The organism is Synechococcus sp. MU1625, from assembly GCF_020514205.1.
GTDB lineage: Bacteria > Cyanobacteriota > Cyanobacteriia > PCC-6307 > Cyanobiaceae > Parasynechococcus.
Map to the genome: position 1 here is coordinate 329625 of NZ_VTLA01000001.1, position 25174 is coordinate 354798.

At 62.0% G+C, this 25174-nt stretch carries 25 protein-coding genes; 14 read left to right on the top strand and 11 right to left on the bottom strand.

Annotated elements, in window-relative coordinates; genetic code table 11:
- Nucleotides 1–16: 16 nt before the first annotated feature.
- Both FZX13_RS01945 and FZX13_RS01950 read right to left on the bottom strand, forming a co-directional pair.
- A complete protein-coding gene (locus FZX13_RS01945) occupies nucleotides 17–502 on the bottom strand; it encodes a hypothetical protein (protein WP_226406798.1) in 486 nt (161 codons plus the stop codon).
- Nucleotides 503–612: 110 nt separating this feature from the next.
- On the bottom strand, nucleotides 613–795 hold the full coding sequence (locus FZX13_RS01950) for a hypothetical protein (protein WP_226406800.1): 183 nt from the start codon (nucleotides 793–795) through the stop codon (nucleotides 613–615).
- Between the two features lie 556 nt (nucleotides 796–1351).
- Here FZX13_RS01950 and FZX13_RS01955 point away from each other — a divergent pair.
- A complete protein-coding gene (locus tag FZX13_RS01955; RefSeq protein ID WP_226406802.1) occupies nucleotides 1352–2548 on the top strand; it encodes a DUF4336 domain-containing protein in 1197 nt (398 codons plus the stop codon).
- Here FZX13_RS01955 and FZX13_RS01960 read toward each other — a convergent pair.
- Together FZX13_RS01960 and lepB are read right to left on the bottom strand one after the other, a co-directional pair.
- A complete protein-coding gene (locus tag FZX13_RS01960; protein ID WP_115023423.1) occupies nucleotides 2538–2891 on the bottom strand; it encodes a DUF760 domain-containing protein in 354 nt (117 codons plus the stop codon). The genes FZX13_RS01955 and FZX13_RS01960 overlap by 11 nt on opposite strands.
- Nucleotides 2892–2939: 48 nt before the next feature.
- Complete coding sequence (gene lepB / locus FZX13_RS01965; protein ID WP_226406804.1) at nucleotides 2940–3530, bottom strand: signal peptidase I; 591 nt, start codon at nucleotides 3528–3530, stop codon at nucleotides 2940–2942.
- A gap of 57 nt (nucleotides 3531–3587) precedes the next feature.
- On the opposite strand from lepB, the gene menD reads away from it, so the two are divergent.
- Genes menD through murF form a run of 6 tightly spaced genes read left to right on the top strand, consistent with a single transcriptional unit; the run spans nucleotide 3588 to nucleotide 10421 of the window.
- Entirely contained in the window at nucleotides 3588–5273 is a 1686-nt protein-coding gene (gene menD / locus FZX13_RS01970) for a 2-succinyl-5-enolpyruvyl-6-hydroxy-3-cyclohexene-1-carboxylic-acid synthase (protein WP_226406815.1), read from the top strand.
- A 5-nt stretch (nucleotides 5274–5278) separates the two neighbouring features.
- Entirely contained in the window at nucleotides 5279–6148 is an 870-nt protein-coding gene (gene menB, locus FZX13_RS01975) for a 1,4-dihydroxy-2-naphthoyl-CoA synthase (protein ID WP_115023418.1), read from the top strand.
- A 5-nt stretch (nucleotides 6149–6153) separates the two neighbouring features.
- Nucleotides 6154–6699, top strand: coding sequence for a L,D-transpeptidase (locus FZX13_RS01980; RefSeq protein ID WP_115023417.1), 546 nt, complete (start codon nucleotides 6154–6156; stop codon nucleotides 6697–6699).
- Between the two features lie 55 nt (nucleotides 6700–6754).
- The gene (gene glgA / locus FZX13_RS01985) at nucleotides 6755–8290 is read left to right on the top strand and encodes a glycogen synthase GlgA (protein WP_115023415.1); all 1536 of its coding nucleotides are present in this window, start codon (nucleotides 6755–6757) and stop codon (nucleotides 8288–8290) included.
- 2 nt (nucleotides 8291–8292) lie between these two features.
- The gene (locus tag FZX13_RS01990) at nucleotides 8293–9060 is read left to right on the top strand and encodes a hypothetical protein (RefSeq protein ID WP_226406817.1); all 768 of its coding nucleotides are present in this window, start codon (nucleotides 8293–8295) and stop codon (nucleotides 9058–9060) included.
- Nucleotides 9057–10421, top strand: a complete 1365-nt coding sequence (gene murF, locus FZX13_RS01995) for a UDP-N-acetylmuramoyl-tripeptide--D-alanyl-D-alanine ligase (protein ID WP_226406819.1) — start codon at nucleotides 9057–9059, stop codon at nucleotides 10419–10421. Before FZX13_RS01990 ends, murF begins: the two co-directional genes overlap by 4 nt.
- Nucleotides 10422–10431: 10 nt before the next feature.
- On the opposite strand, the gene glmU is transcribed toward murF, so the two are convergent.
- From glmU to FZX13_RS02015, 4 genes are read right to left on the bottom strand one after another with little or no spacing between them, the layout of a single operon-like run.
- Nucleotides 10432–11784 (bottom strand): bifunctional UDP-N-acetylglucosamine diphosphorylase/glucosamine-1-phosphate N-acetyltransferase GlmU, encoded by a 1353-nt coding sequence (gene glmU, locus FZX13_RS02000; protein ID WP_226406821.1) that lies wholly within the window; start codon nucleotides 11782–11784, stop codon nucleotides 10432–10434.
- Between the two features lie 36 nt (nucleotides 11785–11820).
- Nucleotides 11821–12738: a tRNA (5-methylaminomethyl-2-thiouridine)(34)-methyltransferase MnmD gene (locus tag FZX13_RS02005; RefSeq protein WP_226406823.1), complete on the bottom strand. Its 918-nt coding sequence runs from the start codon at nucleotides 12736–12738 to the stop codon at nucleotides 11821–11823.
- A complete protein-coding gene (aroA, locus tag FZX13_RS02010) occupies nucleotides 12719–14044 on the bottom strand; it encodes a 3-phosphoshikimate 1-carboxyvinyltransferase (RefSeq protein ID WP_226406825.1) in 1326 nt (441 codons plus the stop codon). The genes FZX13_RS02005 and aroA overlap by 20 nt, the downstream gene beginning before the upstream one ends.
- 24 nt (nucleotides 14045–14068) lie before the next feature.
- A complete protein-coding gene (locus tag FZX13_RS02015) occupies nucleotides 14069–15631 on the bottom strand; it encodes a UbiD family decarboxylase (protein WP_115023405.1) in 1563 nt (520 codons plus the stop codon).
- A 63-nt stretch (nucleotides 15632–15694) separates the two neighbouring features.
- Here FZX13_RS02015 and FZX13_RS02020 point away from each other — a divergent pair, with 63 nt between their 5' ends.
- The 5 genes from FZX13_RS02020 to sds are packed head-to-tail and all read left to right on the top strand — an operon-like array spanning nucleotide 15695 to nucleotide 20185.
- Nucleotides 15695–16426 (top strand): 2-phosphosulfolactate phosphatase family protein, encoded by a 732-nt coding sequence (locus FZX13_RS02020; protein ID WP_115023404.1) that lies wholly within the window; start codon nucleotides 15695–15697, stop codon nucleotides 16424–16426.
- Nucleotides 16427–16460: 34 nt separating this feature from the next.
- Entirely contained in the window at nucleotides 16461–17282 is an 822-nt protein-coding gene (locus FZX13_RS02025; protein WP_115023402.1) for a carbon-nitrogen hydrolase family protein, read from the top strand.
- 5 nt (nucleotides 17283–17287) lie between these two features.
- Nucleotides 17288–18382, top strand: a complete 1095-nt coding sequence (locus tag FZX13_RS02030) for an N-acetylmuramoyl-L-alanine amidase (protein WP_166018149.1) — start codon at nucleotides 17288–17290, stop codon at nucleotides 18380–18382.
- Complete coding sequence (gene murI, locus FZX13_RS02035) at nucleotides 18379–19176, top strand: glutamate racemase (protein ID WP_226406827.1); 798 nt, start codon at nucleotides 18379–18381, stop codon at nucleotides 19174–19176. Before FZX13_RS02030 ends, murI begins: the two co-directional genes overlap by 4 nt.
- Nucleotides 19177–19213: 37 nt before the next feature.
- Entirely contained in the window at nucleotides 19214–20185 is a 972-nt protein-coding gene (gene sds / locus FZX13_RS02040) for a solanesyl diphosphate synthase (protein WP_226406829.1), read from the top strand.
- Here the strand turns inward: sds and FZX13_RS02045 are convergent.
- Nucleotides 20169–20831, bottom strand: a complete 663-nt coding sequence (locus tag FZX13_RS02045; RefSeq protein ID WP_226406831.1) for an HAD family phosphatase — start codon at nucleotides 20829–20831, stop codon at nucleotides 20169–20171. The genes sds and FZX13_RS02045 overlap by 17 nt on opposite strands.
- Before the next feature lie 141 nt (nucleotides 20832–20972).
- On the opposite strand from FZX13_RS02045, the gene acs reads away from it, so the two are divergent.
- A complete protein-coding gene (gene acs / locus FZX13_RS02050; RefSeq protein WP_226406833.1) occupies nucleotides 20973–22946 on the top strand; it encodes an acetate--CoA ligase in 1974 nt (657 codons plus the stop codon).
- A gap of 21 nt (nucleotides 22947–22967) precedes the next feature.
- Here the strand turns inward: acs and FZX13_RS02055 are convergent, their stop codons facing one another.
- Both FZX13_RS02055 and FZX13_RS02060 read right to left on the bottom strand, forming a co-directional pair.
- Nucleotides 22968–23693, bottom strand: coding sequence for a DUF1350 family protein (locus FZX13_RS02055; protein WP_226406835.1), 726 nt, complete (start codon nucleotides 23691–23693; stop codon nucleotides 22968–22970).
- A 2-nt stretch (nucleotides 23694–23695) separates the two neighbouring features.
- On the bottom strand, nucleotides 23696–24151 hold the full coding sequence (locus FZX13_RS02060) for a peroxiredoxin (protein WP_226398958.1): 456 nt from the start codon (nucleotides 24149–24151) through the stop codon (nucleotides 23696–23698).
- 85 nt (nucleotides 24152–24236) lie between these two features.
- Between FZX13_RS02060 and FZX13_RS02065 the strand changes: the two genes are divergently transcribed.
- On the top strand, nucleotides 24237–25100 hold the full coding sequence (locus tag FZX13_RS02065) for a 3'-5' exonuclease (protein ID WP_226406837.1): 864 nt from the start codon (nucleotides 24237–24239) through the stop codon (nucleotides 25098–25100).
- Nucleotides 25101–25174: the final 74 nt, after the last annotated feature.

Sequence of the window (25174 nt, forward strand, 5' to 3'; positions counted from 1 at the left end):
CCCATGCAAACCCTTATCAGAAGACTTCTCGAATGATTTCGTGCGAGCGGAATCGGTGATGGTCGGCATAGGTGCGCCTCAGCATCTCTTCGGATGTAGAGAGCAGGCCGGCAATCTGCAGTAGGTCCAACTGTTTCACCTCGAGTAGGCGTCGTGCGGCGTTATGTCGCAGTGTGCGCAGTCCAATAATTTCTCGGTATCCCTTGAGGCCTTTCTCATCAGACAGCTCTCTCCAGAGCCAGCCGTGAACGGCTCCAAGCTCTTGTTCTGTTTTCCGTTGCTGATCCTGAGTCGGTTTGTCGTCCCAAGGACTTGCGGCGTTGCGTAGCCGTTGAGGTGGCTGTTGCAGTCGTTCTACGCCGACGCTCTCTAGTAACCCCCGCCAGGACGGGCATAGATTTGCTGGTCGGTTTCGGCCTCGCTTGCTGTCCCGACAGCGCACGTAGCTACCCACAGCAACTTCAACCTGACCAGGTTTTTTCCAAAGGAGTTCCGAGGCCATCACCATTGCCCCTCTGGCACCCGTTAAGGCAACCCAAGTCGTGATCCAGGCGCAAGCATGAGCGAGCTCTGAAGTTTTAGAGCGGTCCCAAAGGCCCAGGATGATGCGCTCTATTTCGGCAGGATCGACTGGTTTTCCCTGCCCTGCAGCGGGTTCTTGATATCCGTTTTCTCTCCCGGGATTGAGCCTTTTCCCATCCGTAGCGATGTCGAATAAAAGGCAAGCTGCTGAGATTGCATCACGCCGGCTTCGAGCTTCAGCTGGCCAGCTCTTGATCCAACCCAGAAGGGCATCTCTGCTGTTGGCCTTGCTGTTGTGTTCTGCGAGCCACCGAACACATGATTTGACCCATTTCACCCGCCTTGCAGCGTGTTTCTCCGAATTCCCTGCGCTCTCAATTCGGCCCAAAGCTTCCCGCTGGTAGATCCCTAATGAGCTGCCAACGGGGCCGCCTGCGTTCCTTTTGAGGTTGTTGTCGAACTCGGCGAGTGCTGTATCAACTGCGGTTGAGATCACAACGTCCCCGTCTTGGTAGGACGCGTTCAACTTCAGCCACTTCTGGTCACCGTCTCCGTCGGGCCTGGTGTTGAAGGTCAAGTAAATCAAATCCTCTCCGCTGGGCCTCGTCTTGCGGCGCAGTGACAAGCCGAAGCGGTCAGAGTGCTTGGTGCGGAGATACTTGGCTAGGCCCTTCAGCCTTGCGCTGTTGCGGCGAAGCCCAGTGGCTGCTGTCATACAGGGACAGAGTGGCTTGCACGCCTAGCCTATCCCTGATTTGTCCCTAAAGCCACTCGCACAACGTTGTGCCCAGTTGCACAACTTGAGACCACGAGACAGCTAAATCCAGTCATGGCAGGAGATCTGAGTGCAACTGAGGGCGTCTCGCGAGACGATCAAGGCTGGCCATGGTGGCCGCTGCTGCCCCTCTACCCCTATGGCCGCCGTCGCACTGTGTTCAGGGAGCTGATCCCAGGCCAGCTCTGGAGCCTTGAGCAGCTTCAAGGCGTGTATTACGTGGCGGTGCCCGTGCGGCTCACCGTGGCCAAGGTGCCCGGTGGCTTGATGTTGGTGAACCCCTTGCCGCCCACCGGAGAGGTCCGCCAAGCCATCGCCGGCCTTGAACAACAGCACGGTCCGGTGCGCTCGATCGTGCTGCCCACCGCGTCTGGTTTGGAGCACAAGCTTCCCCTAGGCCCCTTGGCACGCGCCTTCCCTGATGCGGAGGTGTGGGTGTGTCCGGGCCAGTGGAGCTTTCCGGTTCAGTTGCCCCTGGCCTGGCTGGGCGTTCCGGCAGGCCGCACCAAGGTGTTGTTCGACGATGGTCTCCCCCATGGCGATGTTTGTGAGTGGTTGTCGTTGGGACCGCTCGACCTTGGCGTCGGTCGCTTCCAGGAAGTGTCCTGTTTCCATCGCCCGTCAGGGGCTCTGTTGGTGACCGACGCCCTGGTGGGCATCAGTGCTGAACCCCCGGCCTTGTTCGATCTCGACCCAACGCCGCTGTTGTTCCATGCCCGTGAACGCGGAGATGAGCCGCTCACCGATTCGGCAGAGGCCCGCCGCCGCGGCTGGGCCCGATTGGTTCTCTTTGCCTCCTATCTGAGACCGGAACCGCTGGAGGTTCCTTCTCTTCCGGAGCTGTTGCGGGACGCCTTCAAGCCAGGGCTTCGCTCTCTGCGGGCTCACTTCGGTCTGTATCCCTTCCGCTGGCTGCCGGGTTGGCAGGCTGCAGCCGATGGCTTGATGGGCAGCGAAGCCCCAAGGCTGCAGGTGGCCCCGGTGCTCGAGCGGTTGGTGTTGCCTAGGGCACAGGCCGCACTTCTGCGTTGGTTGCACGAGCTGGGTGGCCTGGCTGAGTTGCGCTGGCTGGTGCCGGCCCACTACAGCGCGCCAGTCACATTCACGCCCGAAACCGTTGAACAACTGCTCACGTCATTGCAACAGCGGGACTGGGCCCCCAGTTCAGAGAACTGGGAATTTCTTGGATCCATTGATCAGCGTTTGCTGGATCTGGGCGTCGTGCCTGATCAGCCCGTGATCAAAGCTTGAGCTCGTCTTCCGGCTCGATCGCCATCTGTTCATCAGCGAACAGCGTTTCTTCCAGCTCCTTGCGCTGTTCCATTTGGCGCAGGAAATACCCAGTCATCATCGCTGAGGCCAACATGTTGGCGAGGTTGTCGCGGTTGGCTGTCACCTTCACCTCAAAGTGCTCGCCAGGGAGCATTCCCAGCAGCCCCTGAACGTTATGGCGAATGATGTCTTGAATATCGTTGCTTGCTGATTTGGCGACCCGCTGCAAAGTGTCTGGCGATTGCTCCTGCAGGTACTGGATCAGGCTGTTCCCCGCTTGACCGTCACTGCTGTCAGTTGTCAGAAACTCGGGGTTAAACATTCTCTGTGATGTACATCACGGCCCTGACACTAACGCAAGCCCTCGGTCTCAACCGCCAGCGCTGGTGTCGGGGATCCGTATCGGACCGAACCTCTGCAGCGGCCAATACCGCCAAACCGCCGTGCCCAGCACATTGGTTTCTGGGAGTGATCCCCAGAGATGGGAATCAAGGCTGGCATTGCGGTTGTCACCCATGACCCACAGTTGATCCGCTGGCACGGTGATCGGAGCCATGTCGTAATCGATCGCTTCCCTCATCCAGGGCTCCACCAGCGGTGATCCATTGCGAATCAGGCTCCCGTCGCGTACTTCCAGCTGATCGCCAGGCAGGCCCACCACCCGTTTGATCAGCGCTGCGGATGCGTCATAGCCAGCGGCCACGAGCTGCTCCGGCGGAGCGAACACCACCACATCGCCCCGGTGCAGATGGCCGTGGCGGCTGCGAGCCAGGCGTGGCCTGACTTTCTCCACCAGGATGCGGTCCTGCAGTTGCAGGGTGGGCAGCATCGAGCCGGAGGGAATCCAGCGCGGTTCCACCACAAACCAGCGCAGCAGCAGGGCCAGCAGGGCCCAGAGAATCAGATTGCGCCAGAAGCCCTTGCTGTCGTCCCCTGGAGCGGGTGTCGTGGGTTGGGTCATCGTTGACCGAAGATCACACCAGCCTGGCCTGCTGCACTGTCCACCGCCCGCACCAATTTGCAGGCCGCGCTCACCTTGCTTGAGGCGTTGTGCCTCCAGGGGCTGAAGCAGCTGGTGCTCTGCCCTGGCAGCCGGTCCGGCCCCCTGGCAACAGCGGCGGGAGTGTTGGCGTCCCAGGAGAAGCTGCAGTTGGTCACGGCCATCGATGAGCGGTCGGCCGCGTTTCTGGCTCTCGGCATGGCGACCGCCCATGGACGTGCCGTGGCGGTGGTCACCACCTCCGGCACCGCGGTGGCCAACCTGCTGCCCGCTGCGGTGGAGGCGGACCGTTCCTGTCAGCCTTTGCTGCTGCTCACGGCTGATCGCCCCGCCCGGCTCAAAAACTGCGGCGCCAACCAGACCGTTAATCAGGAATCTTTCCTCCTCGCGGCCTGCCGCTGGGTCGGCAGTGGAGCGGCAGACGGTGTTCATGCGCAGACCAACGAAGCCCTCAACGCCCTGGCGGTTCAGGCCTGGCAAAAAGTCCAGGGGGCAGGCAGTGGCCCACCGGGCCCTGTGCAGCTCAACCTGCCCATCGAGGAGCCGCTGCACACCACTCTCGAGCAGCAACAACAGCTCGTCTCGGGTGCCTGTTTACCCACGGCTTGCCCTGAGCTTTCGCCCGAGATTGCGCCTCCGCCTCGCCTTGATCCTGAGCGCCCTGGGGTCGTGATTGCCGGGCCTTGGCGTGGACTTTCGCCTGCTTTGGCGCCCTACCAACAAGCTGTGCATCGTTGGTTGAACGTCAGCGGCTGGCCTGTGCTGGCGGATCCCCTCGCCGCCCTTGCCGCCGAGTGCCCCAACCGCATCGAGCATTGGGAGCTGCAGCTGGATCGCCTGAACCTCTCTGCCGATGTCCAGGTGTTGCGGCTTGGGCCGATGCCCGCCAGCCGGCGGCTGGAGGCCTGGCTTCAGCGCCATCAGGGCCCTCAGCTGTTAATCACGGAAGGAGATCCAAGGCCCCTTGATCCGCTGCGGTGCGCCAGCCAGTGGTCGGGAGGCTTGGCCGCCTGGATCGCTCAACAGCCCGTTTTGGATCAGGCGACCAAGCCATCTGTCGGTGCCAGTGCCTTATCGCCGTGGATCGAGGCCCAGCTGCCCTTGAGCGGCGCTGTCAACGAGCCCGCTCTGGCCTACTGGCTTCCGCAACTCCTGCCGGAGCAGTTGCCGGTGATGCTGGCCGCCAGTTCGCCGGTGCGCGACTGGTTGACCTGGGGTGGGGCCGCCTGCGGCCGCCACCATTGCTTCAGCTTCCGCGGGGCCTCGGGCATTGACGGCACCCTGTCCCTTGCCATGGGCCTGGCGGTGAATCTTGGCCCGCTGGCTCTGGTAACCGGTGATCTTGCCTTGCTGCATGACAGCAACGGCTGGTTGCATGCCTCCTCTGCAGCAGCCCCACCTCCACTGCTGGTGCTGCTGATCGATAACGGCGGTGGTGGAATTTTTCAGCAGCTGCCCATCGCCACACCGGGCTTCGAATCACTCTTCGCCATGCCCCAGCAGGTGGATCCCCTGGCCTTGGCGGCAGCCCATGGCGTCCCCGGGCGCCAGGTGGCCTGTCTGGATGATCTGGAGGAGGCCTTGGCCTGGGGTTTGTCGTTGCAGCGGCCTGTGTTGTTGCGGTTGTGCAGCGTCCGAGGTCGTGATGCCGCCTTGCGTCAGCAGCTGCGCGCCGCTGCTCAGAATGAAAGCACCGAGCTCTGAACCCGATGAGTGACATGCGTCAGGTGCTCCCCGGTGCGCCAACCGCGCAATGGACTCCGTGGGGCAGTTACCAGGACATCCTTGTAGACCGTTGCGCAGACGGCCTGGCTCGCGTGGCCATCAACCGCCCCGCCAAGCGCAACGCCTTCCGCCCGCAGACGGTGATGGAGCTCTGTGATGCCTTCACGCGCATCCGGGATGACCGTGACATCGGTGTGGTGCTGTTCACCGGCGTTGGCCCGGCCCCTGATGGTGGTTATGCCTTCTGTTCCGGCGGTGATCAGAGTGTTCGCGGCGACGGCGGCTATGTCGGCGAGGACGGCCTGCCGCGCCTGAATGTGCTGGATCTGCAGCGCATCATCCGGAGCCTGCCCAAGGTGGTGATCGCTCTGGTTGCTGGCTACGCCATGGGCGGTGGCCAGGTGCTGCATTTGCTCTGCGACCTCAGCTTGGCCGCCGACAACGCCGTGTTTGGCCAGACCGGACCCAAGGTCGGCAGTTTCGACGGCGGCTTTGGTGCGGGCTACCTGGCGCGGGTGGTTGGTCAGCGCAAGGCCCGTGAAATCTGGTTTCTCTGCCGACGCTATGGCGCCAAGGAGGCTCTGGAGATGGGGCTTGTTAATGCCGTGGTGCCGTTGGATCAGCTGGAGGCGGAGGGGGTGCGTTGGGCCCGGGAGGTGCTGCAGCACAGCCCCACGGCCATCCGTTGCCTCAAGGCCGCCTTCAATGCCGAAACCGACGGCCTCGCCGGGCTGCAGGAGTTGGCCGGCAATGCCACCCATCTCTTCTATCGAACTGATGAAGCCAAGGAGGGGCGCAATGCCTTTCTTGAGAAGAGGCCGCCGGATTTTTCAGAAACAGGCTGGTTACCCTGACGGGCATGCTGCCTCTTCCTCTGCCGGATCCGCTGCCTCTGCTTCAGGCGGCCGCCATGGATTCAGTCCCGGCTGGCCTGGCGTCACTCCCTCAGGATTTGCGTGGGCAATCCAATCGCCATGTCGTGATGCTGCGCGGCCGTCGCCGTGTGTTCTTGCTCGATAACGGCAACTTGCGCAACGCCTTCCCTGTGGCCATCGGCATGCCTGGTTGGGAGACCCCCTCCGGCCGTTTTGAAGTGCTGCAGAAGATCCCAAATCCGGTGTGGGTCCATCCAGTCACTGGCGAGCGCGTTGAGGAGCAGGGGCCAGACAATCCTTTGGGGAGCCACTGGATCGCCTTCCATCGTGACTGCATGGGCCGTGATGCCCATGACGGAGAGGCCTGGATCACGATCAAGGGATGCACCACCACGGGCTTCCATGGCACCCCCCACCGTTGGACGGTGGGACGGGCCGTTTCCCATGGCTGTGTGCGGCTTTACAACGAGGATGTGAGTGCCCTGTATCGCCAGGTGTCGCTTGGAACTCAGGTGACAGTGCTCCCCTGACGTAACAGATTCGTAAATTCCCCTTAAAGTCGCCGCGCCAACGCCGATCTCAGACATGCGCATCCTTTTCGCTGCAGCGGAATGCGCCCCGATGATCAAGGTCGGAGGGATGGGCGACGTGGTCGGGTCCCTCCCACCGGCATTGGCCAAGCTCGGCCATGACGTGCGCCTGATCATGCCGGGCTACGCCAAGCTTTGGAATCGCCTGAACGTGCCGGCGGATCCGATCTGGCGGGCTCAGACGATGGGCACTGAGTTTGCCGTCTACGAAACAAAGCACCCCACCAATGGGATGACCATCTACTTGGTGGGTCACCCGGTGTTCGACCCTGAGCGCGTCTATGGCGGTGACGACGAGGACTGGCGCTTCACCTTTTTCGCCAGCGCCGCTGCTGAATTTTCTTGGAATGTCTGGAAACCCCAGGTGCTGCACTGCCATGACTGGCATACCGGGATGATCCCGGTATGGATGCATCAGGACCCGGAAATCAGCACGGTGTTCACGATCCACAACCTCAAGTACCAGGGCCCCTGGCGCTGGAAACTCGATCGGATGACCTGGTGCCCTTGGTACATGCAAGGGGACCACACGATGGCGGCGGCTCTCCTTTACGCCGAACGCGTCAATGCGGTGTCTCCCACCTACGCCCAGGAAATCCGCACGGCGGAGTACGGCGAAAAGTTGGAGGGTCTGCTCAACTTCATTTCGGGCAAACTGCGCGGCATCCTGAACGGCATCGATCTCGATGCCTGGAATCCTGCGACCGACAGATCATTGCCGGCGAATTTCAGTGCCGATGATCTGTCCGGCAAGGCGGTGTGCAAGCAAGTGCTCCAGGAGCGGATGGGGCTCGAGGTGAGGCAGGACGCCTTTGTTCTCGGCATGGTCAGTCGTCTCGTCGACCAGAAGGGAGTCGATCTTCTGCTGCAGGTTGCTGATCGACTGTTGGCCTACACCGACACGCAGATTGTTGTACTGGGGACCGGTGATCGCGGGCTGGAATCCGGTCTCTGGCAACTCGCTTCGCGTCACCCAGGCAGATGCGCCGTCTTCCTTACCTATGACGATGATCTGTCGCGGTTGATTTACGCCGGCAGTGATGCCTTCCTGATGCCCAGCCGTTTTGAACCCTGTGGCATCAGCCAGCTTTATGCCATGCGCTACGGGTCGGTCCCCGTGGTCCGCAAGGTTGGTGGTCTTGTCGATACGGTTCCGCCTCACATCCCCGCTGCCGAGAGCGGCACTGGATTCTGCTTCGATCGTTTTGAAGCGATTGATTTCTACACGGCCTTGGTGCGGGCCTGGGAGGCCTTCCGCCATCGCGATAGCTGGGTCGAGCTGCAGAAACGCGGCATGAATGAGGACTACAGCTGGGATCGTTCCGCTGTCGATTACGACCTCATGTACAAGGACGTCTGTGGAATCAAAGAGCCCACACCGGATGCTGCCCTTGTGGAACAGTTCTCTCAGGGGCAATCCGCAGATCCATCCCGTTCTGAAGACCAGCCCGAAGAGGCCATCGCTCCCTCTGGGATGCCCTCCGCTGGTCGTAATCCCCTGAACCGTCTCTTCGGTCGTCGATCCAGTTGAGTTTGAGCGAGCCCGCCCGATCTGACTCCCAATCTGAGGCCCGATCTGAGCCCCAGAGCGGGGAGCTGTCAGGCAACCTTCCGGCTCCCTACGTCAGCCCTTGGCGGGAGTTCGGACGCAATCTGCAGGCCATGGCTGCCGATCTGCGGCTGCGGTTCCAGGAGCTCTGGCGCCGCAACCGAGAAGGTGAGCTGTCGGTCCCAGGCTTCTGGCCTCGGGATCTGGCCCCCAGCTTTTGGCCCTTGCTGCTGGTGTTGCTGTTGTTGTTTCCCGTAGCGGGCCTGCGTTGGTGGCAGACCCATGCCAGCACCGATTCACGTCAGGAGCCGGTCGAGATGCCACGGGAGTCTCCCCTTGCGGTGCCCGATCTTGAGTTGATTCCAGCACCACAGCCCATGGCGGAGGAACCGTCACCCGTGCCTGCGCCGTTGCAATCCGCGCTGGCTTTGGAACAAGAGGAGCCTTCCCAGCCCCAACTCCGTTTTGATCCCCTCTTTGACTTGTTTCAGGACACAGCTGTTCCCGAGGGACTCCTTCGTTCTGCCAAGCCCGTTCCGGAGCAGGATCGCTTGCTGTTGGAGTTGTCCGTCGACGTGTGGGAGCAGATGGCGGTCGACCAGCGTCAGACCCTCGCCTCCAGCTGGCTGCAATCCGCCCTCGATCTGGACTACTCCAGTCTTCAGTTGCTCAGTGAACAGGGCGAACTGCTGGGGCGGTCGGCTCGGGTTGGGGGCGGCATGATCCTCTTTGATCTCGGGTTGGTGGCATGACCCTGACGCTGCGTCAGCTGATCGATGCCTGGGGAACACCTGAGGGCGGCACGTTTGAACCCGATACCGCCTTGGGACGAGTCTGTACCGACAGCCGTCAGCTCCAGGTGGGTGATTTCTTTGTCCCCCTGGTTGGTGAGCGTTTTGATGGCCATCACTTCCTCGATCAACTCCCTGAACGGGAGGGTCAGGCAGCTGTTGTGAACCGCAGCTGGGCTCAGCCGCTGCCGCCGAATCTGCTGCATTGGCGGGTCGACGACACACTCCTGGCCTATCAGCAGTTGGCCTTGCTGCATCGCCGCTCCCTGGCTCAACCCCTGGTGGCTGTCACAGGCTCGGCGGGCAAAACCACAACGCGGGAATTGATACGGGCGGCATTGGCACCGCTGGGGCCGATTCAGGCCAGTGAAGGCAACAACAACAACGACGTGGGTGTGCCACTCACGGTGTTGAAGGCCGATGTTGATCACCGTGCCCTGGTGATTGAGATGGGCATGCGAGGGCCTGGGGAGATTGAACGTCTCTCCGGTTGCACGGAGCCCGATCTGGCGGTGATTACCAACATCGGAACGGCCCACATTGGTCGTCTCGGCAGTCGCGAGGCGATTGCGGCCGCAAAGTGTGAAATCACCGCTGGGCTTCATCCGAAGGGAACCGTGGTGATTCCCGCCGGTGATCCTCTGCTGGAGAGAGCCCTGGCAGCGGTTTGGTCAGGCCGCGTGTTGCGGGTGCGCCTTGTCGACGATCCCCAGGTCGATGCTGATCTGGCTGATGCCGATCTGATCGGTGCCATTGATGGGGATCAGTTGCTGATCGATGGTGATCGTCTCCCACTACAGCTTGAGGGGCGCCACAACGCCCGAAATCTGCTGCTGGCCGTGGCTGTAGCCGATCAGCTGGGTGTATCCCGCAAGGCGTTGCCGGGGATGCAGGTGATGGTGCCTGGCGGGCGCAACCGCCGCCTGCAACAGGGTGGGTTGACTCTCCTGGATGAGACCTACAACGCTTCGCCCGAGGCGGTTCTAGCGGCCCTTGACCTGTTGGCTGCTCAACCGGGGCGTCGTTTTGCCGTGCTGGGAACCATGTTGGAACTTGGGGAACGCAGCCTCGAGTTGCATCGTGAGGTCGCGGCCCGTGCCGTTCAGCTTGGGTTGGACGGCCTAGTGCTTGTGGATGCTGGTGCGGAGGGGGCGGCGATGGTTGAGGTGGCGGCATCGCTGCCCAATCTTCAGCTGGTATCTAGCCCGGAAGCAGCAGCAGCTCCCCTCTCGGCCTGGCTGACCTCCGGAGATGTGCTCCTGCTGAAGGCCAGCCGAGGCGTTGCCCTGGAGCGGTTGATTCCGCTGTTGCCACGGCTGTAAGAGAGCTGTTCTAAACCTTTCGTTCGGCCCAGCCCTCCTTGGTCATCTGGCGGGCGCGTCCAATCGCCAGTGCTCCATCGGCCACATCCTTGGTGATCGTTGATCCGGCGCCGATGGTGGCTTGTTCCCCGACGTTGACGGGGGCCACCAGCACGGAATTGGCACCCGTTTTGCTGTTGCTGCCGATCACGGTGCGGTGCTTGTTCACCCCGTCGTAGTTGGCGGTGATCGTGCCGGCGCCCACGTTGACGTTGTCCCCGAGATTGGCGTCACCGATGTAGCTGAGGTGGTTCACCTTGGTGCCAGCACCTAGCTGGCTTTTCTTCACCTCGACGAAGTTGCCGATTCGGCAGCCATCGCCGACGTCCGCGGCCGGCCTGAGGTGGGCAAAGGGGCCGATGGCGACATCGTTGCCCACGTTGGCCTCCCGCACCACCGAGTGCACCACGTTGACGTTGGCCCCAAGAGACGCGTTCTCCACCAGGCTGCCGGGGCCAATCCGGCAGTTGTCGCCAATCACGCAGTCACCGCGGAAGTGAGTCTGCGGTTCGATCACCACGTCCTGGCCAAAGCTGCAGCCTTCACTCAGGGTGCAACTTTCGGGATCAATGAAGGTGACGCCTTCGTCCATCCAGTGGTGGCGCAGCCGCTGTTGCAACAGGGCCTCGCACTGGGCCAGTTGCCGTCGGTTGTTGATGCCGTTTACTTCATCGGCGTCAGCCACTTCCAGGTGCATTGCCTTCGCCAGCATCGCCACCGTGTCGGTGAGGTAAAGCTCCCCCTGATCGTTGTCGGTGCTGAGCTTTGGCAGAACGTTGGCCAATGCCCTCCAGTTGAAGCAGTAGATGCCCGCGTTGGTGAGGTTGTTGGTGCGTTGCTCGTCGGTGCAATCGCGATGCTCAATGATGCCGCTCACCCGTCCGTCGGGATCCGCGAACACACGCCCGTAACCGGTGGGATCAGCGAGCCTTGCCGTGAGCAGAGTGACATCGGCACCACTGGTCCGGTGGTGCTGCACCAAAGCATCAACTGTTTCGCTTCTCAGCAGTGGCACGTCGCCATTGAGCACGAGAAGTTCGCCTTCGAAGCTCTCCAGCGAGGGAATCAGTTGCTGAACGGCATGGCCCGTGCCGTTCTGGGGCTGCTGTAGGACAAATTCCAGACCTCCGAGCGGGGCAAGCTGCTGCTCCACCCGTTCCGCTTGATGTCCCACGATCAGCAGCCGCCGTTCCGGTTGCAGGTTGCGGGCACTGGCGAGCACCCGTTCCACCAGGGTGGCTCCCGCCAGGGGTTGCAGCACTTTCGGGAGTGCGCTCTTCATGCGGGTGCCTTTTCCAGCGGCCAGAACGGCTACGGCGAGCATGCGGAGCAGGGGGAAGACGGGCGGAATCTACCGGGCTCAGGACGGCCTGTCCCCGCGCCAGCGCCTTTGCCAGGCATTGGTGGGTTCATAGCCGCAATGCTCCTGTTCATCACGGCGTCGCTCAAGGATGGCATCAGCCGTGGCATTGCCATGGGGATCGCGGAACGGCACGGCCGCCCGCGTCTGCAGGTGTTCCCACTCCATGGCCGACAGGGGGCGCCAACCGGGTCCGTCCTGCGGACAGGCGGAGTCCGGTGGCATGGCCAGCGTGCCGCTGCTCCAGCCCGCCCGCTCTCCCGGGGCTGGAAGCAGTGAAAACAAACGCAAGCCTGCTCGCTTCAGGCTGGCCCGCACCGCTGCAGAACGGCTGTAGGTCAGTAGCCGCCCCTGCGGCTCCAGGAGTCGCGCCAGGGCTCCTAGGAATTCCTCGCTCCACAGTTCCGGGCAGCGTTGGGGGGAAAAGGCGTCCAGAAGGATCAGATCGAAGCGAACACCCTCAGGAATCTCCTCGAGCATCGGACGGGCGTCCCCCCAGAGTTGAATCCCGCTGCTGTTGTCCTCCTCCCAGCCTCCTTGGTCGCGGATCGCTTCAAGCTTGGCCAGCACAGGAGCTGGCCAAAGGGAGTGGAAGCTCGCCTGGTCCAGGGCTTGTTCCAAGGGCCGTCTGTCCAGTTCCAGTCCCCACCACTGAACGACGGGTTCTGCCGTAGGCAGGGCCTCCAACACGGCGGCCGTGTTGTACCCAAGGCCCAGGCAGACATCCAGGATCCTCAAGGCAGAGCCGGTGCTGAAGCGATGAAGCTCCGCAGGCTGGACGAACTTGGCGCGGGCCTCATTCAGAGCTCCCGCGGAGTTGTGAAAAGCCTCTCCAAAATGATCACTGTGCAGGCTGAAGCTTCCATCCGCTGTCGGGTAGACGCGGAGAGCGCCGAGGTCAGCAGCGGAGCCGCTCAAGCTCGTTCCAGAACAAGGGATACGACACGGCTGCCGCTTCGCTTCTCGCCAGGCTGGAGTTCCCATCGGCGAGCATGGCTGCGACGCCAAGGCTCATCGCCACCCGGTGATCGGTTTCGCTGTCCAGCACGGCTCCCTTGAGCGGTCGCCCGCCGCGGATGGTCATGCCGTCCTCGTGTTCATCAATGTCGGCCCCCATGGCCTTCAGCTGGCGGGCCATCACCGCCAAACGATCGGTTTCTTTGACCCGCAGTTCAGACGCCCCACTGATCCGACTCTCGCCGTCGCAGAAACAGGCGGCGACACTGAGGATGGGCACCTCATCCACGAGGCGGGGCATGATTTCCTCGCCGAAGTGGAACGGTTTCAAGGGCCCGTGGGTCACCCTGAGGTCGCCGACAGGCTCGCCCGCCACATCGCGGGGGTTGAGCACGTCGATCTGTGCACCCATCTGCTCCAACACCTCCAGGATTCCGGTACGTGTTGGGTTGAGCCCCACATTCTCGATGGTGAGATCGGCTCCTGGAATGAGGGCTCCAGCGACAAGCCAGAAGGCTGCTGAGCTGATGTCACCGGGCACAACCACGTTCTGGCCATGCAGGGTGGCGCCGGGACGCACGCTGATGTGCCGACCCATTTCGCCGCCCACCGTCAGATCGGCGCCGAAGGCGTTCAGCATCCGTTCGCTGTGATCGCGGGACTGCGCCGGTTCGATGACGGTGGTCGGGCTCTCCGCCGTGAGGGCGGCTAGGAGCAGGGCCGACTTGACTTGAGCACTGGCTACCGGCGTACCGATCACGGTTCCTTTGAGGCGTCGCCCCTGCACCGCAAGAGGGGCCAGGTTGCCCCCATCACGACCGCGCACATCAGCACCCATCGAGGCCAACGGCTGGCCCACACGACGCATCGGGCGGCGGCGCAGGGATGCGTCGCCATCCAGCACGAAATGTCGACCGTCGCGGCCCGCCAACAGACCCAACATCAGTCGCATGGTGGTGCCGGAATTACCGCAGTCGAGTACTTCTGCGGGCTCCTGCAATCCATCCAGGCCAACGCCCTCAACGGTGACGATGCCGCCGTCGGTGATGGGGCTGATGGTGACGCCCATGGCCCGCAGGCAGGCGGCTGTACTCAGGGGGTCTTCTGCTGGGAGCAGGCCATCGATCGTTGTGGTGCCCTCGGCGATGGCGCCAAACAGCAGGGATCGATGCGAGATCGATTTATCGCCGGGGACTTTTACACGTCCCTTGAGGCTTCCTCCGGCCTTGAGCTCACGGGGGTCATTGGATTGGCCTGTGCCGCTCAAGGTCGCAACGTCGTTGGGCTGATCCTATTGGCCGGTCTTCAGGCCCTGAATTAGTCGGTCGAGGGCATAGCCGAACAGGCTGGGATCGGGGTCGTCGTCGCCGAGGTCATCCAGACCCAGCTCAGACCAGCGGTCGCTGACCCGTTGTTCCAGATCCGCCGGACGGCTCAGAGGTTCGCCCCAGTCGTGGTTCTTTTCGGGTCCGACCTTGGTGGTGGCATCGATGGCCAGTCGTCCTCCCAGGCCCAGTTGTTCGCTAGCGAAGTCCAGCGTGTCGAAGGGCGTGTTCTCCAGGGTGAAGAGGTCACGTTGGGGATCCACCTGGGCCGCGATGGCCCAGACCACCTGGCGTGGATCGCGCACGTTGATGTGGCTGTCCACCACCACCACGAATTTGGTGTAAGTGAATTGCGGCAGGGCACTCCAGAACGCCATGGCAGCACGCTTGGCCTGCCCCGGATAAGCCTTGTCGATCGAGATCACCGCCAGCTTGTAGCTGAGCGCTTCCATCGGCAGGAAGAAGTCGGTGATTTCCGGAATCTGCTGCCGCAGGATCGGTGTGTAGATCCGGTTCAGCGCGATAGCCAACATCGCCTCTTCCTTCGGAGGGCGGCCGCTGAAGGTGGTGAGAAACACCGGATCACGCCGTTGGGTCATGCAGTGGAAGCGCACCAGAGGTGAGTCCTCCACACCGCCATAGAACCCCATGTGATCTCCGAAGGGCCCATCCGGCAGCACTTCGCCAGGAGTGATCGTTCCTTCCAGCACCACTTCGCTGTGGCTGGGCACCTGCAGGTCGATTGTTTTGCAGGGAGCCAGACGAACGCCCTCACCGGCGTAGATCCCCGCAAACAGCCATTCGCTCAGCTGCACGGGAATTGGCGTTGCAGCGGCCATCACCAGCAACGGGTGCACTCCGATGGCCACCGCTACCTCAAGTTTCTTGCCCATGGCTGCGGCTTTGCGCAGGTGGCGTGCTCCTCCACGCACACTCAGCCAGTGCACGGTCATCGTGTTCAACGACTGTTTTTGAAGTCGATAGACGCCCACGTTGGGGACCCCGGTTTCGGGATCTTTGGTGATCACCAGGCCGAGGGTGATCACACCCCCTGCATCACCTGGCCAGGGGCGGATCAGGGGAATGTTGTCGAGATTGACCTCATCGCCGCGAAACACCTGCTGCCGGCAGGGGGGTGTGAGGTCGCGGTCGGGTTTGGCCTTGACCAGATCCCAGAAGACGCGGGCAAATTGTTTGGTCTCCTGGAGGCCTTTGGGTGGTCTGGGTTGTTGAAGCAAAGCGAGACGTGAACCCAGCTCCTCCAGTTGTTCAGCCCGTTCGAGACCCATGCTCCAGACCACCCGTTCCACGGTGCCGAGGGTGTTGACGGCCACCGGCATCGAGGAGCCGATCACGTTCTCGAACAGCAAGGCCGGACCTCCCTGGCTCAGGACCCGGTCGGCAATGGCTGCCAGCTCGAGGTCGGGATCTACAGGTGCCGTGATCCGTCGCAACTGACCACGGTCCTCAAGGAGCTTCAGGAAGCCCCGCAGATCTCTGGTGGCCGGACCGGATTGGAACATGGCCATGGGATGACGGTCTTGGCGCAAGCGGTCTCGGTACTGTGTCGCACGCCGGTGTTCAGCGTGGCCATGCAGATCTCCTACTTCCATGTGCCGGCAGAAATGCCGCAGGACCTTCGCCCTGATGCGGCGGTGGTGATTGATGTGTTGAGGGCCACTACCACCATTGCCTGGGCATTGCATAACGGTGCCGAGGCCGTGCAGGCCTTCGCCAGCCTCGACGACCTCCGGGCGGAATCAGCCGCGTGGCCCGCTGACTCGCGTCTTCTGCTTGGTGAGCGCGGGGGGAAGATGCTGGAGGGATTTGACCTTGGCAATTCGCCCGTTGCGGTCGTGCCGGAGCGGGTGGCTGGCAAGCGTCTGTTTATGAGTACCACCAATGGCACGCGTGCCTTGGATCGTGTGCGAGAGGTCCCCCTGCTTTTGACGGCGGCGCTGCCGAATCGCGAAGCCGTTGCGCAGCGTCTGCTGGCGAAACAACCCAGCCATTTAGCAATTGTTGGCAGCGGTTGGGAGGGTGCTTATTCCTTAGAAGATTCACTCGCTGCTGGAGCGTTGGCCCATCGGTTGCTTGAGCTGGATCCCACGGGGAGCAACGCCGCCAACGATGAACTCACCTCTGCCGTTTCCCTCTGGCGTCAGTGGCAATCCGATCCAGAAGCGTGCCTTCGCACGGCGACCCATGGCCAGCGTTTGATTGGCCTGGGGGATCACGATGATGATTTCCGCTGCTGTGCTGGTCTTGATCAGCTCAGTGTCGTTCCGACACAGGTCGAACCCGGGGTGCTTCGGGCGGCCTGACTCTCAGTAAAATTCGACGATCTGATCAGTTCATGTGAGCGACTTCCTGGCGGCTGCTGTTCAGCTAACGAGCAGTCAGGATCCGGAGCTCAATTTCAATGCTGCTGAGGAGCAGATCGATCTGGCTGCACGCCGTGGTGCCGAACTGATTGGTCTCCCCGAGAATTTCGCCTTTATGGGGGAGGACAGCCGGCGCCTGGCACTGGCCCCAACGCTGGCTGAACAGTGCAGTCGCTTTTTGGTGACCATGGCGCGCCGGTATCAGGTGGCGCTTCTTGGTGGGGGCTTTCCTGTGCCTGTGGGTGATGGATCACGCACGCTGAACCGCTCAGAGCTCGTCGACCGTGACGGCATGCTCCTGGGCCGTTACGACAAGATTCATCTGTTTGATGTCGACCTGCCGGACGGCAACACCTACCGCGAGTCGGCAACGGTGAACCCGGGGCGTGATTTACCCCCTGTTGTCGACATCCCTGGTCTGTGCAAGGTGGGGCTGTCTATTTGCTACGACGTGCGGTTTCCTGAGCTCTATCGCCATCTCGTCGGCGCCGGCGCAGATCTGTTGATGATTCCTGCAGCATTCACCGCGTTCACCGGAAAAGACCACTGGCAGGTTCTTCTTCAGGCCAGGGCCATCGAGAACACGGCTTATGTGCTTGCCCCAGCGCAGACGGGGGTCCACCACGGTCGCCGACAGAGCCACGGACACGCTCTGGTGATTGATCCCTGGGGCACGGTCCTTGCCGATGCGGGTGTTCAGGCTGGAGCAGCCATTGCTCCGGTCAACACCAATCACCTCGGTCATGTTCGGGGCCAGATGCCGAGCCTTCGGCATCGTCAGCCCGCCCTGTTCTGAGCACCATGCCTCCAGCGTCGTCCCGACGACTGGCCTGGCTTCTGGCCGCGGCCTTGCAGTGCACTGCTTTCACCCAGGGCTTGCCCGCCAGAGCTGCCAGTGCCCTGGCGGCCTGGGCCTTCACCGAAGAGGGGGTGCTCAAGCTGCGCACGAGCCGGAACGCTCGGTTGGAAGCCTTTTTTCAGGCTGCCAGCGATGGTCGTGGTACCCGGGTCTGGATTGATATTCCTGGGGAGTTGAAGTTCCCGCGGCGGTTGGCTGGTCGGGGCGCCGTCCGAGAAATTCGGCTGGGGAAGCCCCGCGTCGGTGCCACCCGTCTGGTTGTGGAATTCCGCCCCGATGTGGATCTCAACCCCAACGATTTGCGTTTGCGTGGAACCGCTCCGGATCGCTGGGAACTGGTCTTCACCGGTCTTCCTACCCGTGGGCTCGATGACTTTGGCGAAGGCGATTTGACGGGTCGCGCTACGGCCTGGCTCCCGCCGAGTGGATTCCGTCCCACCCGAACGCCGGTCGATCCTTCGGGGCTGCCGACGGTCGCCCGTAATCGCTATCGCATCGTGATCGACCCTGGTCACGGTGGTCCAGATCCTGGGGCGATCGGCATTGGTGGCTTGCGCGAGACCAACGTGGTTCTTGATGTGTCGCTGCAGGTTGCAGACCTGCTCCGGGCGCGCGGCGTGGATGTTCGGATGACCCGTACGCGTGAAGTGGATGTGGACCTGCCGCCGCGGGTGTCCCTAGCGAATCGAACAGGTGCAACCGCCTTTGTGAGCATTCATGCCAATGCGCTGAGCATGAACCGTCCGGATGTGAATGGGATTGAGACCTTTTTCTTCTCGGACCCCCGATCTGGACGCCTGGCGTCCTATTTGCAGCAGCAGATGATGGATGTGTCTCCCGGCACACCGAATCGTGGTGTCAGGCGAGGTCGATTCTTCGTGATCCGTCGCACCACCATGCCCTCTGCCCTCGTGGAGATGGGATTTGTCACTGGAGCGATTGATGCGCCACGTCTTGCGAACGCTGACCATCGCCGCCGGTTGGCCTTGGCACTGGCGGCCGGCATTCTCAATTACCTCAAGCAGGAGGTGCGATGACGCCTCAACTGCTGGGATTCTTCGACAGTGGACTCGGTGGCCTGACGGTTCTCCGGCGCGTGCTTGAACGTCATGGGGCGGTTCCCTGCGTCTACCTCGGTGACACGGCGCGGGTGCCGTACGGCAATCGTCAACCGGATGACATCCGTCGCATTGCTGCTGAAGTGGTGGGTTGGCTGAGTGACCAGCAGGTGACCACGGTGGTGATGGCCTGCAACACCACCAACGCCTTGGCGAGGGATGTGGCTGAGGGCCAGGCCGGGGCTCCGGTCATCGGTCTGATTGGTGCAGCCGCTGCGATGGTGGAAACCCGCCGGGTTGGTGTGCTGGCCACGCCGGCCACCGTTGCCTCCTCGGCTTATCGGGCCAGCATCGAAGCGCTTCACCCCGGGTCGGTCGTGATTGAGCAGGCCTGTCCTGCGTTTGTTCCACTGATCGAAGCTGGCGATATGAACTCTGAAGACCTGCGCCGAGCGGCGCAGGCTTATCTCGAACCTTTGCTCGCGGCCTCCGTCGAGTCGATCGTGTTGGGGTGCACCCATTACCCGTTGCTGGTGCCTCTGTTGCGGCAGATGCTTCCGGAGTCTGTCCAGATCATTGATCCGGCGATGGGAGTGGCCCGTCAATTGGACGCGCTCTTAGGGCCACCAGACCGGATCTCGCAGATCCAAAGCCCGTTTTCATTAGAGAGCTGCCGGTTCTGTGTCACTGCTGACCCCGATGGCTTCGCGATGCGCGCCACCCCCTGGCTGGGGCAGCGGCCTGCCGTCAGCCTCCAGCTGCTGCAGGACTGAGCATGGGGCCACTAGGATCGCGGCGCCGAGGGGAGTCATGAGCACCGTCACCGAGCTACTCCAACCGGTGGAGAACGACCTTGAAACCCTGCTCGGAGACCTGCGCAGCCTGATTGGGGCAGGTCATCCCATTCTTCAGGCCGCAGCTGAGCACCTCTTCAGCGCCGGCGGTAAACGTTTGCGACCGGGGATTGTCCTGCTGCTGTCCAGGGCTCTGTCCGACAAGGGTGAGCTTTCACCCCGCCACCGACGGTTGGCTGAGATCACAGAGATGATCCATACCGCTTCGCTCGTTCACGACGATGTGGTGGACGAAGCATCGACACGGCGTGGCGTGGACACGGTCCACAGCCGCTTTGACGCCCGCGTCGCTGTTCTCGCCGGAGACTTTCTCTTCGCGCAGGCCAGCTGGCACCTGGCCAACCTCGATGACCTCGAAGTGGTGAAGTTGCTCAGCCGCGTGATCATGGATCTTGCGGATGGTGAGATCAAACAGGGCCTGTACCGCTTCGACACAGCCCAGACCTTTGAGACCTACCTCGAAAAGAGTTACTGCAAGACGGCATCGTTGATTGCCAATAGTTGCCGCGCTGCAGGCGTTCTCAGCGGCTGCTCTCCGTTACAGCTCGACAACCTTTATCAATTTGGTCGCCAGCTTGGTCTGGCGTTCCAGGTTGTTGACGACATCCTTGATTTCACTGGAAGCGACCAGCAGCTCGGAAAGCCAGCGGCAAGTGATCTCGCCAGTGGCTATCTCACTGCTCCCACCTTTTACGCCCTTGAGGAGCATCCATCGCTGCAACCGCTGATCGATCGCCAGTTTTCAGGGCCCGGTGACCTTGACCAAGCGCTTGAGATGGTGCGGGCGTCTAAAGCGATTGAACGCACCCGAGATCTTGCCGAAACGTTTGCTCGCGAATCCCGTGAATCGATCGCTTGGCTGCCGGAGTCTCCCTCTCAGAGAGCTTTGATGGAATTGCCGGACTTTGTTCTCAGCCGTCTGTACTGATCAACAGCTTTAAAACAACGGCAAGACTGTTGATCTCACAGGGGTTGGTGGTGAAGTCAGGATCACTTGAACCGGATGCATTCACCAGCCAGACCTGACATCCGGCACGGTGAGCCGACTGGCTTCCGGCCTGTGAATCCTCAAGGGCCCAGCAGTTCTGTGGGTTGAGCCCCAGCCGCTGTGCTGCAAGCAGGAAGGGTGCGGGGTCGGGTTTGCCCGCTGCAAGGTCAGGGTCATCGCCATAAACCCGTTCCCGGATTTGCTCAAGCCAGGGGTGAGGGCTTGCTTTGAATTCAACGGCGACGCGGCTGCTGCTGGTGACCAGAGCCATGGGAATTCCTCGGCTGTGGCAGAGCGTTACCAGCTCCTGCGCTGAGGGCAACGCGGAGGCATCGGGCAGCAGGGCACGAACGATTGGCTGCTGCACAGCCAAGAGGGCCTCCACGCCCACCGGTGTGGCCAGCCATGCATTCACCTGGGCTGCGCAGTCGAGTCGGCGACGGCCCTTCAATTGCATCAATTGAGCCTCACTCAGCTGTGTGCCGAAATGGGCCGCGGCTTCCGACCAGCCCCGGCCATGCAGCGGTTCGGTGTCGAGCAGAAGCCCGTCCAGATCGAACAGGCAAGCGGCAGGTGGAAATTTCATCCCGGAACGGCGATGCCCAGCTCAATCTTTTCGCATCGTCCGCTCCATCTTCCGCTGCATCGTCCGACGGATTGATACGGGACATGGATCAAGCGGGGTCTTGCTCCTTACCCTTCGAGGAGATGCACCGCGCAGTCTGCTGTGACCGACTCCAACACCACCATCGAAAGCGTCCTGCAGGAGCAGCGGGTGTTTGAGCCGCCAGCAGACACCTCCGCCAAAGCCCGCATCGGCAGTTTGGATGCCTATCGGGCGATGGCCGATGCGGCCCAAGACGATCCTGATGCGTTCTGGGGCGATGCCGCCCGCCGTGAACTCCACTGGTTCGAGCCCTTCCACACCGTGCTCGATTGGTCCAATCCCCCCTTCGCCCGCTGGTTTGAGGGAGGAACCACCAACCTCTCCTACAACTGCCTGGATCGACACCTCGACGGGCCAACGGCACAGAAAACAGCGCTGATTTGGGAAGGGGAGCCGGGGGATGTACGCCGGTTCACTTATCGGGAATTGCACGCTGAGGTCTGCAAAGCCGCGAACGGTCTGAAGGCCATGGGGATCGGCAAAGGCGATCTCGTGGCGCTGTACATGCCGATGGTGCCTGAGGCGGCGATCGCCATGCTGGCCTGCGCTCGCATTGGCGCACCCCATTCAGTGGTGTTCGGTGGCTTTTCGGCTGAAGCCCTCAGGGACCGTATCAACGATGGTGAGGTGAAAGCGGTGATCACCGCCGATGGCGGCTTCCGCAAGGACAAACCGGTGTCGCTTAAACCCGCGGTGGATGCGGCTCTTGCCGATGGTGCCTGCCCCTCTGTGACCGGAGTGCTCGTTGTGCAGCGCACTAAGCAGGACGTGCAGATGGTCGCCGGTCGCGATCAGTGGTGGCATGACCTGGTGGAGGGCCAGAGTGCCGACTGCGCCGCTGAGCCCATGGCCAGCGAGGATCGCCTTTTTGTTCTCTATACCTCCGGCTCCACGGGTAAACCCAAGGGTGTTGTGCACACCACCGCCGGCTACAACCTTTGGGCCCACCTCACCTTCCAGTGGATTTTCGACATTCGTGATGAGGATGTCTTCTGGTGTACCGCCGATGTGGGCTGGATCACCGGCCACAGCTACATCGTTTACGGCCCCTTATCGAACGGTGCAACGACGGTGATGTATGAAGGCGCACCGCGCCCCTCCAAGCCCGGCGCCTTCTGGGAGTTGATTCAGAAGCATGGGATCACGATCTTCTATACGGCTCCTACAGCGATCCGGGCTTTCATGAAGAACGGTCGATCCGTTCCTGATCAGTTCGACATGAGCAGCCTCCGCCTCTTGGGCACGGTCGGCGAACCGATCAATCCGGAGGCATGGATGTGGTATCGCGATGTGATCGGAGGCAATCGCTGTCCGATCGTCGACACCTGGTGGCAGACCGAAACCGGTGGAGTGATGATCAGCCCTCTGCCGGGAGCAACCCCCACCAAGCCAGGCTCCGCCACCCTGCCTCTGCCGGGTATTCAGGCCGACATCATCGACGCGGAAGGCAACAGTTGTGGTGCCGATGAAGGCGGCTATCTGGCGGTGCGTGCCCCATGGCCCGGGATGATGCGCACCGTGCACGGCAACCCCCAACGCTTCCGCGAGAGTTACTGGGAGCACATCCGTCCTGCCGATGGCTCTTATCTCTATTTCGCTGGGGATGGCGCTCGCCGGGATGCAGATGGTTATTTCTGGGTCATGGGTCGCGTCGATGACGTGATCAATGTCTCGGGCCATCGCCTTGGCACGATGGAGATCGAATCGGCTTTGGTCAGTCACCCCGCTGTGGCAGAGGCGGCAGTGGTGGGACGACCCGATGACCTCAAGGGCGAAGGAATCGTCGCGTTTGTCACCCTCGAGGCTGGCCGTGACGGCGATGACGCCCTGGTGAAGGAGTTGCGGGCCCATGTCGGAACGGAAATTGGTCCGATCGCGCGGCCGGATGAGATCCGTTGCAGTGATGCCCTGCCCAAGACCCGCAGTGGCAAGATCATGCGCCGAATCTTGCGTGCCCTGGCGGCCGGTCAGGAGGTCAGTGGCGACACCAGCACCCTGGAAGACCGCTCCGTTCTGGATCGACTGAGGGCCTGATTGCCTCGGGGCCGCAGAGGCTCAGCTGCTCCAGCTGCAGATGGTTCTGCTCAACTGTCGGATGACCGCCACCCGTTTGGGGTCATCCGCCCAGTCCCCGAGAAAGCTGCGTCGCAGCCCAGCACTGGCCGGGGTGAGGTGATCCCCGGGAAGCTCAAGGGTTGAGCTGGAATCCGAAGGTCGTTGTTTCAGCGCCTGAATCAGGTCGCCACTTTGATCCAGCTCATCACGCCCGAATCGCACCACCAGATTCCGCTCCTGCTGATAGTGGCGGCCGATCAAGCGAATCGTTTCGGCTGGACTGGGACTGAATTCAGTGTCCACCCCTAGCCGTGGCGCGAGTTCGCCGAGCAGCGGAATCGAACGGTCGGCGTTGAAGTTGTTGAAGCTCAGGGCGATCAGTGCTCTGCTGCCGCGTCCCCCATCGGGGGCCAGCAGATGAAGCTTGCAACCCAGGCTGTGGCCTAGGCGAAGTGGACTTGCCAGGGCTCCGCATCGCTCCTCCAGTTGGCGTCGCGCCGAGCGGAAGGCGCTCCAGGCATCGCGGGCCTGCCGCTGATGATCAAATCCAGGCACGTAGGCCCAGGCATGCACAGCGAGGCCATCGGCCACAAGGTCTTCCAGCAACCTCCGATAGCTCAGCTGCGGTGTCGCTGCCAGATAGCTGCCGCCGATGAATTCGATCAGCCCCGTTGGTTCGGCAGGCCGCAGCTGCCAGATCGGACCCAGCTGACGCCAGTTGACCATGCTCAGCCGCGCAGCTGATTCAGCACTTGCTGTGCTTCCCGTACATGGGCCGGGCCATCAAGCAGGTTGCTGAAGGTGTGTCGGATCACCCCCTCGCCATCAACGATGTAGGTGACACGACCGGGCAAAAGGCCCAGGGCTTTAGGAACTCCCATTTCGCGTCGCAGGGCGTTGTTGCGGTCGCACAGCAACGGGAACGTCAGGTTGTGGCGGGTGGCAAAACGGCGATGGCTGACGGCGTCATCACCGCTGATGCCCCAGACCTCCGCATCGAGTGCAGCAAAGCTCTCCGTGTTGTCGCGGAAGCTGCATGCCTCGGCGGTGCATCCCGGTGTGTCGTCCTTGGGATAGAAGAACAGCACCAGCCAACGGCCCTGCACCGAGGCGGGAGTGCGAAGGTCACCGTTCTGATCCTCCAGACTGAAGGAGGGAAGACGGTCGCCGATCCCGAGGGCCATCCGATCAAAGTGAAGAGTGTGAACCCTAGGCAGCAGGCTCCTTGCCCGGGGCGGGAGAATCAGGGGTGGGAGCAGACATCGCGCCATGCCTGAGCAGCTCAACTTTCTTGCAGGCTTTTCACAGCCCCAAGCCGCTCCAACGCCGACCGATTCTCAGGTCTCAGCTTCGGATTCACCTTCTGTGGTTCCGCCAGACGTTGTGCCCGCCGCCAATGGCGATCGGACTGAGGATTCGGTCGAGGGCTCCCCCTCCACCCTTCTGATCATTGACACCGAAACCTCAGGCTTGGATCCGCTTCAAGACAAGTGTCTTGAGGTGGGCTGCATTCTTTTCGATGTACCGAGTCGCTCGGTGCTGGCCCAGCAATCCTTCCTCCTGCCGGTTGAATCCAATGCTGCGGAGGCGATTAACCGGATTCCCGCCGCCGTCACCCGCCGCCCACAACCCTGGCAACAGGCGCTGGTGTGGTTCGAGCATCTGCTCAGCGCGGCTGATCTGCTGGTCGCTCACAACGCAGCCTTCGATTGCCAGTGGTTCGGTCTTGGTTCTGTGCCGGCCACCACCACGCCATGGCTCTGCACCATGGAGGACATTCGCTGGCCGGCTGAGCGTCAGCTGCGCTCACGGCCATCGGTGCGTGACCTTGCCTTGGCCTATGGCGTCCCGGTCTGGGCAGCTCATCGTGCCCTGAGCGATTGCATCTACATCGCAGAGGTCTTCGCGCGTTGCGATGACCTGGAGCAGCTCTTGGAGCGGGGCTTGGAACCCCGCAAATTGATGCGCGCTCGGGTGTCGTTCGATGAACGCCATCTGGCCAAAGCGGCCGGCTTCCGCTGGAACGATCCGATCAAGGGTGCTTGGACCCGTCGGTTGAGTGATCGCGAGATTGCAGCGCTGGAGTTTCCTGTCGCCCCCGTGGAGCTGGAGGCTGATCGCCTCAGCGCCTGAGACTGCGCATTTGCTTCAGCACTCCGAAAGGCTCTGGGTGATTTTGCAGACAGTGTTGCTTGAGGCAGCACTCT

Excerpts from the sequence above, each read along its gene's own strand:
- murF (WP_226406819.1), top strand. The coding sequence starts at position 9,057 with ATGACCCTGACGCTGCGTCAGCTGATCGATGCCTGGGGAACACCTGAG.
- glgA (WP_115023415.1), top strand. The coding sequence starts at position 6,755 with ATGCGCATCCTTTTCGCTGCAGCGGAATGCGCCCCGATGATCAAGGTC.
- FZX13_RS02020 (WP_115023404.1), top strand. The coding sequence starts at position 15,695 with ATGCAGATCTCCTACTTCCATGTGCCGGCAGAAATGCCGCAGGACCTT.
- FZX13_RS02065 (WP_226406837.1), top strand. The coding sequence starts at position 24,237 with ATGCCTGAGCAGCTCAACTTTCTTGCAGGCTTTTCACAGCCCCAAGCC.
- murI (WP_226406827.1), top strand. The coding sequence starts at position 18,379 with ATGACGCCTCAACTGCTGGGATTCTTCGACAGTGGACTCGGTGGCCTG.
- FZX13_RS01950 (WP_226406800.1), bottom strand. The coding sequence starts at position 795 with ATGCCCTTCTGGGTTGGATCAAGAGCTGGCCAGCTGAAGCTCGAAGCC.
- FZX13_RS02045 (WP_226406831.1), bottom strand. The coding sequence starts at position 20,831 with ATGAAATTTCCACCTGCCGCTTGCCTGTTCGATCTGGACGGGCTTCTG.
- FZX13_RS02060 (WP_226398958.1), bottom strand. The coding sequence starts at position 24,151 with ATGGCCCTCGGGATCGGCGACCGTCTTCCCTCCTTCAGTCTGGAGGAT.
- lepB (WP_226406804.1), bottom strand. The coding sequence starts at position 3,530 with ATGACCCAACCCACGACACCCGCTCCAGGGGACGACAGCAAGGGCTTC.
- FZX13_RS01960 (WP_115023423.1), bottom strand. The coding sequence starts at position 2,891 with ATGTTTAACCCCGAGTTTCTGACAACTGACAGCAGTGACGGTCAAGCG.
- FZX13_RS02030 (WP_166018149.1), top strand. The coding sequence starts at position 17,288 with ATGCCTCCAGCGTCGTCCCGACGACTGGCCTGGCTTCTGGCCGCGGCC.
- FZX13_RS01980 (WP_115023417.1), top strand. The coding sequence starts at position 6,154 with ATGCTGCCTCTTCCTCTGCCGGATCCGCTGCCTCTGCTTCAGGCGGCC.
- sds (WP_226406829.1), top strand. The coding sequence starts at position 19,214 with ATGAGCACCGTCACCGAGCTACTCCAACCGGTGGAGAACGACCTTGAA.
- FZX13_RS02015 (WP_115023405.1), bottom strand. The coding sequence starts at position 15,631 with ATGGCCATGTTCCAATCCGGTCCGGCCACCAGAGATCTGCGGGGCTTC.
- FZX13_RS01945 (WP_226406798.1), bottom strand. The coding sequence starts at position 502 with ATGGCCTCGGAACTCCTTTGGAAAAAACCTGGTCAGGTTGAAGTTGCT.
- glmU (WP_226406821.1), bottom strand. The coding sequence starts at position 11,784 with ATGCTCGCCGTAGCCGTTCTGGCCGCTGGAAAAGGCACCCGCATGAAG.
- menB (WP_115023418.1), top strand. The coding sequence starts at position 5,279 with ATGAGTGACATGCGTCAGGTGCTCCCCGGTGCGCCAACCGCGCAATGG.
- FZX13_RS01955 (WP_226406802.1), top strand. The coding sequence starts at position 1,352 with ATGGCAGGAGATCTGAGTGCAACTGAGGGCGTCTCGCGAGACGATCAA.
- FZX13_RS02055 (WP_226406835.1), bottom strand. The coding sequence starts at position 23,693 with ATGGTCAACTGGCGTCAGCTGGGTCCGATCTGGCAGCTGCGGCCTGCC.